Below are 15,728 nucleotides of genomic sequence, written 5' to 3'. Positions count from 1 at the left end.
CCGGGTGGCGCTGACGCTTACCCGGCCTACAAAACCAAAGAAGTCGGCCGGGTAAGGCGCAGCCGCCACCCGGCTTAAAAGGCCTAAGCCTGCGTTTCCAGCCAGTCTTCGAGCGTATACAGCGTTGCGCCTTCCGCTGCCATATCCATAAACGCCTGGGCGCTGTCCTGCGGGTGAATGTTCACCCCGCGGCAGCCGTCGGTGATGACGCTTACGGTGTAGCCTAACTGAAGCGCGTCCAGCACGGTGAACTTCACGCAGTAGTCCGTTGCCAGCCCCAGCACAATCAGCTCGGTGATTTCATGGTGACGTAACCAGGCGTCCAGCGCCGTTTTCTGGCGATGCCCGTTATCAAAAAACGCGCTATAGCTGTCGATAGCCGGGTTTTCACCTTTATGGAACACCGCGTCGATGGCTTTCTGGTTCAGGAGCGGATGTAACTCCGCGCCTTCCGTTTGCTGTACGCAGTGATCCGGCCAGAAAGTTTGCGCCAGCCCGTCGAGTTCACCGTGGGTGAAGGGCTCGACATTGTGCTGGCTGGCAAAGCTGCCGTGATTTGCCGGGTGCCAGTCCTGGCTTGCGACAACTGCTTCACCACGGGCTTTGCACCAGTCAATCAGCGTGTTGGCCACGTCAACGGTGCTGTCACCTTCGGCGACGGCCAGCGCACCGCCCGCGCAGAAATCATTTTGCAAATCGACCAGGAGCAGGGCGCGTTGCTTCATGAGACCTCCTTATTCGTCAGGCGTCAGTTCGCCGCGCAGGTTTTGCATCATCGCGCTGCGAATGGACTGAATGTCCAGATCCTGACTCAGTAAATAGTGAAGTTTAGTCAGCGTTGCCTCAACGGTCATATCGAAACCGCTGATCACGCCCGCATGCGCCAGCGCGTTGCCGGTGGCATAGCCGCCCATATTCACTTTACCGGACATACACTGGGTCAGGTTCACCACCACAATTCCACGTTCGCTGGCTTCCTGAAGCTCTTTCAGAAACTCGCCGTTTTGCGGCGCATTGCCCACGCCATAGGAGCGCAGGATAAGCGCTTTCACCGGCTGACGCAGGAAGTTACGCACCACGTCCGCAGAGATACCCGGATAAATGGTCACCACGCCAATCGGTTGCGGAGTAATCGGATGCACAATCAGCTCGCCCGCGGTGTTTGGCGCAGGCGGCGTGCCCAGACGACGGATATGAATCCCGGCCTCCAGCAGCGGCTGCAGGTTGGGTGAGGCGAAGGCGTCAAAGCCGTCGGCGTGGGCTTTGGTGGTGCGGTTACCGCGATACAGACGGTTGTTAAAGAACAACGACACTTCGTTAATCGGGTAATTCGCCGCCACGTACAGGGAGTTCAGCAGGTTGATCTGCCCGTCAGAGCGCAGCTCCGCCAGCGGAATTTGCGATCCGGTGACGATAACCGGCTTGCTCAGGTTCTCCAGCATGAAGGAGAGCGCCGAGGCGGTAAATGCCATGGTGTCGGTACCGTGCAGGATCACGAAGCCGTCGTACTGGTCGTAATGGGTTTTAATATCATCCGCGATGTGCTGCCAGTCTTCCGGCGTCATGTCGGAGGAGTCCATCAGCGGCTCGTATTCGTGGATGGTGAAGTCAGGCATTTCCGGACGGTGGAATTCGGGCATCAGCGCAAGCTGACGCTGCAGGTGGCCGGAGACGGGGATATAGCCGTTTTCAGAGCGCTGCATACCGATGGTACCGCCAGTGTAGGCTACATAAATCGATTTCTTCTGCATGGTAGTGAGTTCTTGTTCTTCAAAAGAAAAAAATCCCCTCTTCGTAGGAAGAGGGGACGGTTTTTAACGGACGTTCGCGCAGGTCAGGCAAAACGCGTAACGACTCTGTGGATCGTTAAAGGCCGCAAGCTTATCGCTTTCTGCCTTCATCGCTTTTGCCGCCGTGGCGACCGGCGCAGGCAGATAAGCCTGCAGCGCCTCCGGCAGCATGGCGCGTACCGAGCCGGACATGCTGTCCATGACCATATCGAAGAACGACGGTTCGTCCTGGTAATACTCGATATGCCACTGCTTCAGCTTCGCCAGTTCGGCGGCTTTCTTCACCGCGTCATCGAAGTCGCCCAGGCTGTCCACCAGTCCGTTGCTCTTCGCATCCTGACCGGTCCAGACGTGGCCCTGCGCAATCTGGTCGATCTGCTCAGGCGTCTTTTTGCGCGAGTCGGCGACCAGGGTGATAAAGCGTTTATAGCCGTTCTCAATGCTGAGCTGCATCATCTCAGAGACTTCCGGCGGCAGGGATTTGGTCACCGCGACATCCGCGAGCGGAGAGGTCGCTACGCCGTCAGTATGCACGCCCAGAGAATCCAGGCTGTTCTCTACGGTGTTGATCACCCCGAAGATGCCAATCGAGCCGGTGAGCGTGCTTGGGTTCGCCACGATGTAGTTGGCTGGCGTGGAGATCCAGTACCCCCCGGAGGCGGCCATTCCGCCCATTGAGACGACGACAGGCTTACCGGCGGCGCGGGCCGCGGCCAGTTCAGCGCGGATCACTTCGGAGGCGCTGACGCTACCGCCAGGGCTGTTGACCCGCAGGACAATCGCCTTCACTTTCGGATCGAGGCGCGCATCGCGTATTTGTGACGCCGTGGTATCACCGCCCACGTTCCCCGGGGTCTCCTGACCGTCCATAATCGCACCGTTAGCAAAGACCACCGCGACGCTATCACCGTTCTCATCCGGTTTCTTCGTCGAGTAATCATACATGCTGATGGCGCTGTAATTTTTGTCCTCTTTGCTCCAGCCAAACTGTTTGCTCAGGGATTTTTCAATCTCGGCGCTGGTGCCCAGGGCATCAACCAGTTTGTTATCAAGCGCGTATTTCGCGGTATCGCCGTCAACCTTACGCAGGCCTTCGAGCACGCCCTGCGCGCCAGGGAACACCTGCTCAGGCGTAATCTGACGGTTCGCGGCAACGGTGCCGAGATAGTTCTTCCACAGCTCGCCAATCCAGCGGCTGTCCGCTTCGCGGGCGGCAGGTGACATATCGTCGCGGATAAACGGCTCCACGGCGGATTTGTACGTGCCGACGCGGAAGACGTGGGTGGTAACCTTCAGCTTGTCGAGCAGCGATTTATAGTACAGGCCGTTGGTGGCAAAGCCGTGCAGATCGACCGTACCCTGCGGGGAGAGCCAGATTTTATTGGCGAAGCTCGCCAGATAATATTGCCCCTGGCTGTAGCTGTCGCCCACGGCAATGACCGGCTTGCCGCTGTCGCGGAATTCGCGCAGCGCTTTACCGATGTACTGCATAGACGGCTGATCGCCGCCGGCAAAATCTTTCAGATCCAGCACGATGCCGGTGATGTTGCGGTCATCTTTGGCCTGACGGATGGCATCGACGATATCGAACAGGGAGTTTTCCTGCAGGCGGTCGGACGTGGCGCCAAACAGCTGACGGCTGATCACACCCAGACGGTTGCTGGCTGACGGTTTATCAACGATGACGCCGGTGATATCGAGTAACAGGGCCCCGCGAGTCGAATGCTGCGCCTGATTTGCGTTGCTGATGTGCATCCAGATGCCCGCGCAAACCAGAACCAGCAGGATGAAGAAGATATTCATCACCAGGTTGCGGACGAAGTTGAGCAGTCGCCACGTCCATTTAAAGAAACCGGCAATAATTCGCCAAAGGGTTCGCATGTATTCTCCCTAACCAGAAAATGACTGTTTCCGTCGCCACTGGACGGTAATGTTGGGTTATCGTAATGACCCAACCGCCACTTGTCAGCAGGAATCGCCTGCCAGGCTGTAACAAAATCTGCCGTCGTGTTAATTTTGTGAGTAAATTTCAAGAAAGGAGTTAACCAATGGACGCACTCGAACTGCTTGTTAACCGCCGTAGCGCTTCCCGTCTGGCCGAACCTGCCCCGGCAGGCGAGCAGCTGGAGAACATTCTGCGTGCCGGCATGCGTGCCCCCGATCATGGCACGCTGCAGCCGTGGCACTTCTTTGTGATTGAAGGCGAAGGCCGCGATCGTTTCAGTAAACTGCTGGAGCAGGGGGCGGTGGCCGCAGGGCAGGATGAGAAAGGAATCGATAAGGCGCGTAATGCCCCGTTCCGCGCCCCGATGATCATTGCTGTCGTGGCAAAATGCCAGGTGGATCATAAAGTCCCGGTCTGGGAACAGGAAATGTCTGCGGGCTGTGCGGTGATGGCGATGCAGATGGCCGCCGTCGCGCAAGGCTTTAACGGTATCTGGCGCACCGGTGCGCTGACCGAAAGCCCGGCGGTCCGGGACGGTTTTGGCTGCGGTGAGCATGACAAAATTGTCGGTTTCCTCTATCTCGGTACTCCGCAGCTTAAAGCCTCCAGCACCATCAGCGTGCCGGACACCACGCCTTTCGTCAGCCGTTTCTGATAGCGCGCGCTAAACTGTCTGGATTCTGAGCATCTGCCGCAGAATTCAGACAGTCATACTTACCTCTTTATGGAATGAGCGCTACCATAGCGCGATTGAGATGACAGGAGACGTCCATGAGCGAGCAAACCATTCGTTTAACGCAGTACAGCCACGGAGCCGGTTGCGGTTGTAAAATTTCCCCGAAAGTGCTGGAGACCATCCTGCACAGCGAACAGGCGAAGTTTGTCGACCCGAACCTGCTTGTCGGCAACGAAACGCGTGACGATGCAGCGGTTTATGACCTGGGTAACGGCACCAGCATTATCAGCACCACCGACTTCTTTATGCCGATTGTCGACAACCCGTTCGATTTCGGGCGTATTGCGGCCACTAACGCCATCAGCGATATCTTCGCCATGGGCGGCAAACCGATTATGGCGATCGCTATTCTGGGCTGGCCGATCAACACCATCCCGCCGGAAGTAGCCCGTGAAGTGATTGATGGCGGCCGTTTCGCCTGCCAGCAGGCGGGGATTGCGCTGGCCGGTGGTCACTCTATCGATGCGCCGGAGCCTATCTTCGGCCTGGCCGTTACTGGCGTGGTCCCGACCGAGCGCGTGAAGCGCAACAGTACCGCGCAGGCGGGCTGCAAGCTGTTCCTCACCAAGCCGCTGGGCATTGGCGTGCTGACCACCGCCGAGAAAAAATCCCTGCTCAAACCGGAGCACAAAGGGCTGGCAACGGAAGTCATGTGCCAGATGAACCTCGCGGGTGCCGCTTTCGCCAATATCGACGGCGTGAAGGCGATGACCGACGTGACCGGTTTTGGTCTGCTGGGGCACCTCTCCGAAGTGTGTCAGGGCGCGGGCGTGCAGGCGCAGGTCTGGTATCAGGACGTGCCGAAGCTACCGGGCGTGGAAGAGTATATTGCTCAGGGCGCGGTCCCGGGCGGTACCCAGCGTAACTTCGCCAGCTATGGTCACCTGATGGGCGAAATGCCAGAAGAATGGCGCAACCTGCTGTGCGATCCGCAAACCTCCGGCGGCCTGCTGCTGGCGGTCACGCCGGAATCCGAAGCCGAGGTTCAGGCAACGGCCGCCGAGTTCGGCATTACCCTGACGGCGATCGGCGAGCTGGTGACCGCGCGCGGTGGCCGACCGATGATTGAGATTCGTTAATTCGATGCGGTTGTTTATTGCCGAAAAGCCGAGCCTGGCCCGTGCCATTGCCGATGTGCTGCCTAAGCCGCATCGCAAAGGCGACGGCTTTATCGAATGCGGTAACGGGCAGGTGGTCACCTGGTGTATCGGTCACCTGCTTGAGCAGGCGCAGCCGGATGTCTATGACAGCCGCTACGCCCGCTGGAATTTGAACGATCTGCCCATCGTGCCGGAAAAATGGCGCCTGCAGCCCCGACCTTCGGTGACCAAACAGCTCAACGTGATCAAGCGCTTCCTGCATGAAGCCGATGAAATCGTGCATGCGGGTGACCCGGACAGGGAAGGACAGCTGCTGGTGGATGAGGTGCTGGACTATCTTGAACTGGCGCCGGAAAAGCGTCAGCAGGTGCAGCGCTGCCTGATCAACGACCTCAACCCGCAGGCGGTGGAGCGTGCGATCTCGCGCCTGCGCGCCAACAGCGAGTTTATTCCGCTGTGCGTCTCGGCGCTCGCCCGCGCGCGCGCCGACTGGCTGTACGGCATCAACATGACCCGCGCCTACACCATCCTCGGGCGCAACGCGGGCTATCAGGGCGTGCTCTCCGTGGGGCGCGTGCAGACGCCGGTGCTGGGGCTGGTCGTGCGTCGTGATGAAGAGATTGAGAACTTCGTCGCCAAAGATTTCTTTGAAGTGAAAGCGCATATCGTCACGCCTAAAGACGAACGCTTTACCGCCGTCTGGCAGCCGAGCGATGCCTGCGAGTCATATCAGGATGAAGAGGGGCGTTTGCTGCACCGTCCGCTGGCGGATCATGTGGTTAACCGCATTACCGGACAGCCCGCTATCGTCACCAGCTATAACGATAAACGGGAATCAGAACCCGCGCCGCTGCCGTTCTCGCTGTCGGCCCTGCAGATTGAGGCCGCGAAGCGCTTTGGCCTGAGCGCGCAGAACGTGCTGGATATCTGCCAGAAGCTCTACGAAACCCATAAGCTGATCACCTATCCGCGTTCGGATAGCCGCTATCTGCCGGAAGAGCATTTTGCCGGTCGTCATTCGGTGATGAACGCCATTAGCGTGCATGCGCCGGATCTGCTGCCGCAGCCGGTGGTGAACCCGGACACCCATAACCGCTGCTGGGACGACAAAAAGGTGGACGCCCACCACGCGATTATCCCGACGGCGCGCGCCAGCAGCGTCAACCTGACGGATAACGAAGCGAAGGTCTACAACCTGATCGCCCGCCAGTACCTGATGCAGTTCTGCCCGGACGCGGTGTTCCGTAAATGCGTGATCGAACTGGAAATCGCGAAAGGGAAATTCATTGCGAAAGCCCGTTTCCTCGCAGAAGCAGGCTGGCGGACGCTGCTGGGGAACAAAGAGCGTGACGAGGAGAATGACGGCACGCCGCTGCCCGTGGTCGCCAAAGACGACGAGCTGCTGTGCGAGAAAGGGGAAGTGGTGGAACGCCAGACGCAGCCGCCGCGCCATTTTACCGATGCGACGCTGCTTTCCGCGATGACCGGCATCGCCCGGTTCGTGCAGGATAAAGATCTGAAGAAGATCCTGCGCGCCACCGACGGTCTGGGCACGGAGGCGACCCGCGCGGGGATTATCGAGCTGCTCTTTAAGCGCGGTTTTCTTGAGAAAAAGGGGCGCTATATCCATTCGACCGAGCCGGGCCGCGCGCTGATTCATTCCCTGCCGGAGCTGGCCGCCAGGCCGGACATGACCGCGCACTGGGAATCGGTGCTGACGCAGATCAGCGAGAAGCAGTGCCGCTATCAGGACTTTATGCAGCCGCTGGTGGGGACGCTTTACCAGCTGATCGATCAGGCGCGCAGCACGCCCGTGAAAACGTTCAGAGGGATGGTTGCACCCGGTGGTGGCGCGAAGAAACCGTTTAAAAAGAAAAAGAGCGCGGCCGCTTCTTAACCCGTAGGCCGGGTCAGGCGAAGCCGCCACCCGGCGAAAGACAGCTCTGCGGCCTGAAAAAAGCCCGGTGGCGGCTACGCCTTACCGGGCCTACAGGGCGAGAACGCAGCGAAAACTTAAATCACACCCTGCCCAATCATCGCATCCGCCACCTTCACGAACCCGGCGATATTCGCCCCACGCACGTAGTTGGTTTGCGATGCTTCACCGCCGTACTCCACGCAGGCGTGGTGAATATCCAGCATGATATGGTGCAGGCGCGCATCCACTTTCTCCGCCTTCCAGCCGAGACGCGCGGCGTTTTGCGCCATCTCGAGGCCGGAGGTTGCCACGCCGCCCGCGTTGGCGGCCTTGCCCGGTGCAAACAGCACGCCTGCCTCCAGGAACAGATCCGTCGCGTCGATGGTGGTCGGCATGTTTGCCCCTTCGGCGACCGCTTTTACGCCGTTGCTAATCAACGTGCGCGCGGCTTCAGCATCCAGCTCGTTCTGCGTGGCGCACGGCAGGGCGATATCCACCGGCACGCCCCACGGCTGTTTACCTTCGAGGTAGGTCAGGCCAAACTCCCGGGCGTAATCCGCTACGCGTCCATCGCGGCTGGCTTTGATTTCACACAGGCGCGCCAGCTTCTCTGCCGTGAAGCCCGCTTCATCCACCACCGTTCCGCTGGAGTCAGAGGCGGTCACCACGCGAGCGCCAAACTGCATCGCTTTTTCAATCGCGTACTGCGCCACGTTACCGGAGCCGGAAACGGCTACGCGCATGCCTTCGAAGCCTAAGCCGTGACGCTTGAGCATGGCCTCTGTGAAGTAAACCAGGCCGTACCCGGTCGCTTCCGGGCGGATCAGGCTCCCGCCAAACGACAGCCCTTTGCCGGTAAAGACGCAGGCGCTGTTGTTGGAAAGCTTTTTCATCATCCCGGCCATAAAGCCCACTTCACGTCCGCCCACGCCGATATCACCGGCAGGCACGTCGGTGTCCGGGCCGAGGTGACGGTAGAGTTCGGTCATCAGCGCCTGGCAGAAACGCATCACTTCACCTTCGCTTTTGCCTTTCGGGTCGAAATCGCTGCCGCCTTTTCCGCCGCCCATGGGCAGCGTGGTCAGTGCGTTTTTAAAGGTCTGCTCGAAGCCGAGGAATTTCAGAATCGACAAATTCACGGACGGATGGAAACGCATGCCGCCCTTAAACGGGCCGATGGCGGAGTTAAACTGGACGCGCCACGCACGGTTAACCTGCACCTGATTGCGATCGTCCACCCACGTCACGCGGAACTGGATCACGCGCTCTGGCTCGACCAGGCGTTCGAGCAACGACATCTGGCGATAGCGCGGGTTTTGTTCAAGGAAGGGCCACAGGGTGGTCATCACTTCACGTACGGCCTGGGCGAACTCGCTTTGGTGCGGGTCGCGCTGCTGAACATGGGCAAGGAAACTTTCCAGAGAGCGTGTCTGATCCATAGATATAAGAACCTCTTATAATAATGTTTGTATATGACTTATGCGTTTTGTGTTGTTTTTTTGACTATACCACCCGTACCGCTTTGTGAAGCAAGCAGAAATGTGGGCCGAAAGGGAAATTAATGACCCGGGCCGCGTCATAACAAAAAGCGATGGCGCGCTAAATTAAAGATTCTGCCCGATTTACCGTTATAGTCATTATCAGGACACAACAGGAAGAGAAGTCTATGAACCGTTACGTGATGGCCGCGTTATCATTGATGTTGACCGCAGGCGCGCAGGCTGACCGCATTCGCCCGGATGTAGAAGTGAATGTGCCGCCGGAAGTGTTTAGCTCCAGCGGCCAGCGCGCGCAGCCGTGTAACCAGTGCTGCATCTACCAGGATCAAAACTATTCTGAAGGGGCCGTCGTGAAGGCGGAGGGCGTGCTGTTGCAGTGCCAGCGCGACGAGCGCGCCATCAGCACGAACCCGCTGGTCTGGCGTCGCGTAAAACAATAAACGCCTCCAGCAGGGGAATATCCGCGGGGGCTAAGGCGTAGCCAAACGCCTCTTCCGGCGTGCACCATGCCAGCGCGCTGTGGTAGTGCGCCGTGAGCGCACCGCTAAACGCAGGAACGTGCCAGGCGTGCAGGTTGATTAAGCGCTGCGAGACCTCGCGCTGGTGGCTTGCCACGTATTGCGCAGGCCGCGCTTCAATACCCAACTCTTCACGCAGCTCGCGGATAAGCGCCTCGGGCTGGGTTTCTCCCGCCTCGACTTTGCCGCCTGCAAATTCCCACATGCCCGGCTGGTCGGCGTGGGCAGGGCGCTGCGCCAGTAAAATTTTGTCGTCTTTTTCGATGATGGCGGCAACGACATCGAGTGTTTTCAGCATGGTCGTCAATAATTGATAGCGAAAAAAGACATATTATCGTGCCCTTTCTCAGAGTCCAGTAATCAGGAGAATCAGGTGAAAGAGACTACCGCCTGGGTTGCCCCTATCGAATCCCTTCCCGCCAGCCTTACACCCATTGCCGTGATGCAGAAAAAGCATTTTGGCGCCGTGCTGAATCCCACGCGCTGGTGGGGGCGCATGCCGCGTCTGTTCTGGCTGGTCGCGCTGTTCGTCGGTTTTCTGGAGCGTCGTCGCGCTCGCCTGTCACCCGTGCTGCGTTCGCTGCTCATGACGCGGGTGTCCCAGCTCTGCCACTGCGCTTTCTGTATTGATGCCAACAGCCTGCGGCTGGCCGAGCGCTGCGGGGCGCTGGATAAGGTGCAGGCCGTGAGCGACTGGCAGGGTTCTGCCTTGTTCACGGAGCAGGAGCGCGCGGCGCTGGCCTACGCCGAGGCGGTGACCGCCACGCCGCCCCGGGCGGATGAGGCCATCAGAACGGCGCTGAAGCGCCACTTTACGGATGACGCCATCACCGAGATGACGGCGCTCATTGCCTTTCAGAATCTCTCTGCCCGCTTTAACGCCGCGCTGGATATTCCGGCGCAGGGGTTGTGCGCCACCTTTAACGAGACGCCCCATGCTTGATCGCCATTTTCACCCGCGGATAAAACCGGCTCTGAATCGTCTGGTCTCCGTGCTGGACAGGCCGGGCATCACGCCAGACGGATTGACCCTGACCGGGTTTGCCATCGGCGTGCTGGCGCTGCCGTTTCTGGCCCTCGGCTGGTATCCGGCGGCGCTGGTCGCCATCGTGCTTAACCGCCTGCTGGACGGTCTGGACGGGGCGCTGGCGCGCCGCAGAGGCCTGACCGATGCGGGGGGATTTCTCGATATCGCGCTCGACTTTCTGTTCTACGCCCTGGTGCCGTTTGGCTTTGCGCTGGCAGCACCGACGGAAAATGCGCTGGCAGCCGCCTGGCTGCTGTTCGCGTTTATCGGGACCGGCAGCAGTTTTCTGGCGTTTGCGGCCCTGGCCGCGAAGCACGACATCGATAACCCCGGCTATGCGCACAAGTCGTTTTATTACATCGGCGGGTTAACGGAAGGGACGGAGACCATCGCGCTGTTTGTGCTGTGCTGCCTTTTTCCTGCGCACTTTACGCTCTTCGCGTGGGTATTCGGCGCGCTGTGCTGGCTGACCACCACAACGCGCATCTGGAGCGGCTACGTGACGCTGAAGTCACTTAACCCTTAGCGCGCGCTTTCAGGCCCGCGCTCACCGGTCGTCACCGGGTTCTGCGGATGACTGCTCCATTCGTACCAGCCGCCGTCATAGACGGCGATATTCTTCCAGCCCATCGCCCGGGCGTACATAAAGGTTTCAGACGCCCGCCAGCCGGTGCCGCAGTAAAACGCGACGTGCTGTTCCGGCAGAATATTCCAGCGCTTCCACTGGGCGGCGATGTCGTCAGCGCTGCGCATGGTGCCATCCGGGTTATGGAAATCCTCCATGTGGGTGGCATCGCTGCCCGCGTGACCCCAGCGGGCACCGGCAATTTCACCTTTTGGCTTGATGTAGCTGTAGCCGCTGGTTTCGCCGATGAACTCCGGCCACGAGCGTATGCTGACCAGAGAGGCATCCTGACGGTGCAGCATGCCGCGCGCCTGTTCCATATCCACCATCAGCTGCGGCTGACCGGGGATCGGCGCGCCGAAATCGGGGGCGGGCGTCACTTTACCGGGCGTACCGCGCTCAACCGGCAGGTCTGCATCTGACCACGCCTTCCAGCCGCCGTCGAGAATACGCACATCCTTCACGCCCGCATACAGCATAATCTGCGCCACGCGCGCGGCGGCGTAGACGTCGCGGCCATACAAAATGACGGTGGTATCGTGACGGATCCCGTGCTTCGCCAGCATCGCTTTCAGCTTGTCGTCGGAGACTTTATTCCACAGCGGTTCGCTTTCCACCTCGTTGGTGTCGATATAGCCCGCGCCGGGAATGTGGTTCAGCAGGTAAAACTTCGGTGCGCCCCAGGCGGCTTCGATCACTTTCCAGTCGCCGGCCGGTGCGGCAGCCACGGGTTTACCCTGCTGGAGCCGGTGGATCCACTGCGGGTAAACCAGCTGTTCAAAGTGAGGCAGGCGCTGAAGGCGCTCGGGCGTCTGCAGAGCATCGCTGAGCAGCGAAACGTGGCGGTACCCGGCTTTCTCCAGGCGGGCTTTCACCGCCTGGTTATCGTTCTCGTCGCCGTACAGGGCGATGGTCGTCGCAGGGGTAAGCTGATGCTGTTTTGCCCACAGCGCAATCTGCTCGTCGCTCATGGCGCTGAGCCAGGCGGCAGCAAGGTTGAGCGCGGCGGGTTCATGCCCGGAGGGGCCGCTGAGCGTCTGCGGCCAGCCGTTATAGAAGGCGCTGGCGCGTGTGTCGACAGGCGTGCCGTGCTGTGCCTGAAGCTGAGACAGCGTGATGGCGTTGGGCATATCAGCCGCCAGCGAGGAAAAAGAAGCGAGGCCGCAGAGCAGGGCCAGCGCGGTCAGTTGAGAAACACGTTTCATCGAATAACCTGACGTCAGTAAAAGAGGGGGGCATTGTCGTCTCTCCCGAATCGGAAAACATTGCGTTAGCACATTATTGCCAGCGAGAAATCTCAATCAGCTCGCCGCCGGGTGGAATATCGTCCTCATCGTGCGTGACCAGCACCGCCGGAATATTGCGCGCGCGGACGGCGTCAAATACCCATGCCCGAAACGTGGCCCGTAACGCTTTATCGAGGCGGCTGAACGGTTCATCCAGCAGCAGCGCCTGCGGCTCCGCGAGCAGGGCCCGCAGCAGGCTGACCCGGGCACGCTCCCCGCCGGAGAGGGTGGCCGGATCGCTGGCGTAATGGCCGCTCAGCCCGGCGGAATCCAGCGCCTGCGCGACCGCCTCCCGACGCGCGCGCCCGGCGATGCGCTCGGGCAGCGCCAGCAGCAAATTTTGCCCGACGCTGAACTGGTCGAACAGCAGCGCATCCTGAAAGAGAATACCCAGCCCGCGGGACTCCACGGGAAGCGCGTCGCAGCGACGCGCGTCGAGCCACAGTTCGCCACGCGCCTGGAAATCGTCTGACAGCGCGCCGACCATCCAGGCAAAAAGGGTCGACTTTCCGCTGCCGGACGGCCCCATCAGGGTGACGATCTCCCCGCGGGGCACGCAAAAACTGACCTCGCGGAAAAGCGGTTCGATGGTGAGATTTTTTACCTTCAGCATTATTGTAACCCTTGTCGGTAGCGGCCCACGAGCCGGGATAGCAGGGCGGCAAGACCAAATACCGTGCCCGTGACCAGCAGTAATCCCAGCGCCCGGTTAGCGAGAATCGGGATGCTGCCCCCGCTGCTGAGCGCCACGGTTTCGGTGGTCAGCGTGGCGAAACGCCCCGCGCCCAGCCACAGCGTCGGCATATATTGCGCCATGCTGACGGAAAAGCCGGTGGCAAAGGCCAGTAGCGCAGGGCGCACCAGCAGCGGGCATTTCAGCAGTAAAAAGATTTTTGTCCGTCGCCAGCCGAGGGTTCTGGCGGTGAGAATAAGCCGGGGATCGATCCGGCGCCAGGCGGGTTGCAGTACCAGCAGCATCCACGGCAATACCCACAGAAGGTGGCTCCAGAGCACGGCGGCGTAGTGCCCGTCGATGTCCAGGTGCAACGCAATGGCATACTGGCCGGTGACGAGCGGGAGGGCCGGAAGGGCGAGCGGTAACCATACCCACAGCGTGCCGCGCTGCGGGCCCCACTCCAGCCAGAGTAACCCGACGACCAGGGCAATCAGGGCTGAAAGCAGACCGAAGGAAAGGCTGGTTCCCACCGGGCCAACGTCATCCCGTTGCGCCAGCATCAGCAGTACCGCGGCGCACAGGACGCCGCAGGCGGGCAGAAACCCGCTCAGTGCCCGCTCAGGCAGGACGCGCTGCGACCGGGGACGCGTTCCGGTGAGGTCCGCAAGTGTGCGAACCCATGCCTTCCAGAGTCCGTATCCCAGAGCGGCAAGCGCGGCCAGCAGCAGAAGGAGAAGCAGGCACAGCAGCGTCCCTTTTGCCTGCTGCTGCGCGTCGCCCTGGCTTAACCACTGCCAGGCCAGCACGGCCAGGGTAGGCGGGTTGCCGGGCCCGAGAACGATCGCCACGTCCACGACCGACAGCGACCATGCCAGCACCGCCAGCATGACTGCCCCGAGGACGGGCGCGATAGCTGGCAGAATCAGCCAGCTCAGCGTCTGAAATCGCCCGTAGCCGAGCGTCTGCAGGACGATCTTCTGCTGCGCGAGCCGTTTTTCCGGCAGTACGGCATAAATCGCCCACAGGACAAACGCGCTCTCTTTGACCGCGAGCGTCAGCCCCAGCCCGGCACCGTAGCGGTCAAACGGCGGCGAACAGACGGTGCAGACCTGATAAAACAGTCCGCCCTCGGCAAACAGCAGTAGCGCGCCGGTGGCGAACGCCACATGGGGTATCGCCAGCAGCCACGGCAGACGGGTTGTGAGACGTCGCCAGCGTTTTCCGGGCCAGAGAAGGCTGACGAGGAGAAGGGCAATGAACAACGCCCCCAGCGTGGCGATGAGCGTTGAGACCAGCGTGGCGACGGCCGCCTGCGGGAGCTGCGGATCGTTCAGCAGCCGCTGCCAGTTTGTCAGCGAAAACGCCGGGGCAAGCAGCATGGTGCCGGCGGGCAGGATCGGCAGATAAATCACCGCCATCGCCAGCCAGACGAGCCCGCTCAGCGGGTGCCGTAACGACGCAGCCATTCCTGCTCCAGCGCGTTCACCCAGGCGGACTGCGGCTCGGCAAGCACCTTCGGCAGCCCCTGAGGCGTGTGGGCCAGCAGCTGTCTGGCTTCTTCTTCGGGCAGCGTTTTCGCATCCAGCACGCTCGGATCGCCCCAGATGGCCGGGTCAGCTTTGCGGATCTGCGCCTGCGGCGACAGCAGGAAATTGGCGACTATTTTCGCTCCCGCGCTCGCGCTGGCGTTGGCCGGAATCGCCACAAAATGGACGTTGCCGAGCATCCCGCCCTGAAAACCAAAGCTATAGCTGTCGGCGGGCAGTTCGCCGCTCGCCACTTTCTGCTGCGCATGGGCCGGGTTAAAGGTCAGCGACAGATTCAGGCTGCCGCTGGCAAGCAGGGCATCCATCCGTGCAGGAGAAGGGGGAAAATCTTTCCCTTCGCGCCACAGCAGCGGGTGGAGCGTGTCCAGATAATCCCAGAGCGGGGCCGTGACCTCGGCAAAGGTGCTATCGGGGGCCTTTTGCAGCGCCTCAGGGTGAGCGGTTAGCGTCATCAGCAGCTGCTCAAGAAATGCCGTGCCGGTAAAATCGGGCGGGCGAGGATAGCTGATCTTGCCCGGATGCTGCTGCGCGTACGCCAGCAGCGCCTGAGGATCGGTCGGCGGCGTCGGCATGCTGGCTTTGCGGGCGATAAAGGTCAGCTGCGCGCCGCCCCACGGCGATTCCGCGCCGTCTGTGGGGATAGCAAAATCCTCCGTAACGGGCTTGCGGGTATCAACATAGCGCCAGTTGGGCAACGTCTGCGCCCATCCGGTCTCCAGCAGGTTTGCCTCTTTCAGCGTGCGGAAGTTCTCGCCGTTAACCCACAGCAGGTCGACGGAGCCGTTGGTCTTACGCCCCGCGGCGGCTTCGGTCTGAATACGTTTTACCGCGTCGGCAGCATCCGCCAGCGGGACAATTTTAAGGGTAATGGCATAGTGCGTTTGCATCTCGCCGCTGACCCACTCCAGATAGCGGTTGACCGCCGGATCGCCGCCCCAGGCGTTAAACCAGACGGTCTGGCCTTTGGCCTGTTGCTGAATAGCCTGCCAGCCGTCGGCGGCATACAGAGGGGCTGCCAGCAGCAGCCCGGTCAGAAACGCGCAAAAACGCACACGGCGCAT

At 60.6% G+C, this 15,728-nt stretch carries 15 protein-coding genes; 6 read left to right on the top strand and 9 right to left on the bottom strand.

All coding sequences use genetic code 11. From position 1 onward, the window contains the following. Positions 1–83 precede the first annotated feature (83 nt). The 3 genes from pncA to sppA all read right to left on the bottom strand — a co-directional run bounded on the left by pncA (position 84) and on the right by sppA (position 3,671). On the bottom strand, positions 84–725 hold the full coding sequence (pncA, locus tag HMPREF3143_RS07610; protein ID WP_008500706.1) for a bifunctional nicotinamidase/pyrazinamidase: 642 nt from the start codon (positions 723–725) through the stop codon (positions 84–86). Positions 726–734: 9 nt separating this feature from the next. Continuing rightward, positions 735–1,751: an asparaginase gene (gene ansA, locus HMPREF3143_RS07605; protein ID WP_070532482.1), complete on the bottom strand. Its 1,017-nt coding sequence runs from the start codon at positions 1,749–1,751 to the stop codon at positions 735–737. A 63-nt stretch (positions 1,752–1,814) separates the two neighbouring features. Continuing rightward, a complete protein-coding gene (gene sppA / locus HMPREF3143_RS07600; RefSeq protein WP_070532478.1) occupies positions 1,815–3,671 on the bottom strand; it encodes a signal peptide peptidase SppA in 1,857 nt (618 codons plus the stop codon). Between the two features lie 167 nt (positions 3,672–3,838). On the opposite strand from sppA, the gene HMPREF3143_RS07595 reads away from it, so the two are divergent. From HMPREF3143_RS07595 to HMPREF3143_RS07585, 3 genes are all read left to right on the top strand, one after another. Next, positions 3,839–4,390: an NAD(P)H nitroreductase gene (locus HMPREF3143_RS07595; protein ID WP_047748263.1), complete on the top strand. Its 552-nt coding sequence runs from the start codon at positions 3,839–3,841 to the stop codon at positions 4,388–4,390. A gap of 116 nt (positions 4,391–4,506) precedes the next feature. Continuing rightward, positions 4,507–5,550, top strand: a complete 1,044-nt coding sequence (gene selD, locus HMPREF3143_RS07590) for a selenide, water dikinase SelD (protein ID WP_008500702.1) — start codon at positions 4,507–4,509, stop codon at positions 5,548–5,550. Between the two features lie 4 nt (positions 5,551–5,554). Beyond that, positions 5,555–7,468 carry a DNA topoisomerase III gene (locus HMPREF3143_RS07585; RefSeq protein ID WP_008500701.1) on the top strand — a complete coding sequence of 638 codons (1,914 nt, stop codon included), beginning with the start codon at positions 5,555–5,557 and terminating at the stop codon, positions 7,466–7,468. 116 nt (positions 7,469–7,584) lie between these two features. On the opposite strand, the gene gdhA is transcribed toward HMPREF3143_RS07585, so the two are convergent. Then, positions 7,585–8,928 carry an NADP-specific glutamate dehydrogenase gene (gene gdhA / locus HMPREF3143_RS07580; protein ID WP_008500700.1) on the bottom strand — a complete coding sequence of 448 codons (1,344 nt, stop codon included), beginning with the start codon at positions 8,926–8,928 and terminating at the stop codon, positions 7,585–7,587. Positions 8,929–9,155: 227 nt separating this feature from the next. On the opposite strand from gdhA, the gene HMPREF3143_RS07575 reads away from it, so the two are divergent. Next, on the top strand, positions 9,156–9,428 hold the full coding sequence (locus tag HMPREF3143_RS07575) for a YnjH family protein (RefSeq protein ID WP_021241056.1): 273 nt from the start codon (positions 9,156–9,158) through the stop codon (positions 9,426–9,428). Here the strand turns inward: HMPREF3143_RS07575 and HMPREF3143_RS07570 are convergent. After that, entirely contained in the window at positions 9,388–9,804 is a 417-nt protein-coding gene (locus HMPREF3143_RS07570; protein WP_028015711.1) for a pyrimidine (deoxy)nucleoside triphosphate diphosphatase, read from the bottom strand. The two genes, HMPREF3143_RS07575 and HMPREF3143_RS07570, sit on opposite strands and share 41 nt — an antisense overlap. Positions 9,805–9,879: 75 nt before the next feature. On the opposite strand from HMPREF3143_RS07570, the gene HMPREF3143_RS07565 reads away from it, so the two are divergent. Then, positions 9,880–10,449: a carboxymuconolactone decarboxylase family protein gene (locus HMPREF3143_RS07565; RefSeq protein ID WP_070532474.1), complete on the top strand. Its 570-nt coding sequence runs from the start codon at positions 9,880–9,882 to the stop codon at positions 10,447–10,449. Continuing rightward, a complete protein-coding gene (locus HMPREF3143_RS07560) occupies positions 10,442–11,059 on the top strand; it encodes a CDP-alcohol phosphatidyltransferase family protein (RefSeq protein WP_046091713.1) in 618 nt (205 codons plus the stop codon). Before HMPREF3143_RS07565 ends, HMPREF3143_RS07560 begins: the two co-directional genes overlap by 8 nt. Here the strand turns inward: HMPREF3143_RS07560 and HMPREF3143_RS07555 are convergent. From HMPREF3143_RS07555 to HMPREF3143_RS07540, 4 genes are all read right to left on the bottom strand, one after another. After that, positions 11,056–12,363, bottom strand: coding sequence for a sulfurtransferase (locus tag HMPREF3143_RS07555; RefSeq protein ID WP_045353696.1), 1,308 nt, complete (start codon positions 12,361–12,363; stop codon positions 11,056–11,058). The genes HMPREF3143_RS07560 and HMPREF3143_RS07555 overlap by 4 nt on opposite strands. Positions 12,364–12,436: 73 nt before the next feature. Next, positions 12,437–13,057 carry an ATP-binding cassette domain-containing protein gene (locus HMPREF3143_RS07550; protein ID WP_008500693.1) on the bottom strand — a complete coding sequence of 207 codons (621 nt, stop codon included), beginning with the start codon at positions 13,055–13,057 and terminating at the stop codon, positions 12,437–12,439. Beyond that, the gene (locus HMPREF3143_RS07545; RefSeq protein WP_045353698.1) at positions 13,057–14,586 is read right to left on the bottom strand and encodes an ABC transporter permease family protein; all 1,530 of its coding nucleotides are present in this window, start codon (positions 14,584–14,586) and stop codon (positions 13,057–13,059) included. The genes HMPREF3143_RS07550 and HMPREF3143_RS07545 overlap by 1 nt, the downstream gene beginning before the upstream one ends. Further along, positions 14,559–15,728, bottom strand: coding sequence for an ABC transporter substrate-binding protein (locus HMPREF3143_RS07540; RefSeq protein ID WP_084832160.1), 1,170 nt, complete (start codon positions 15,726–15,728; stop codon positions 14,559–14,561). The genes HMPREF3143_RS07545 and HMPREF3143_RS07540 overlap by 28 nt, the downstream gene beginning before the upstream one ends.

The sequence above is a fragment of the Enterobacter sp. HMSC16D10 genome (genome assembly GCF_001807145.1).
GTDB classification, from domain to species: domain Bacteria; phylum Pseudomonadota; class Gammaproteobacteria; order Enterobacterales; family Enterobacteriaceae; genus Enterobacter; species Enterobacter roggenkampii.
The sequence above is the reverse complement of the archived record's forward strand: the minus strand, read 5'-3'. Positions and strand labels throughout refer to the sequence as shown.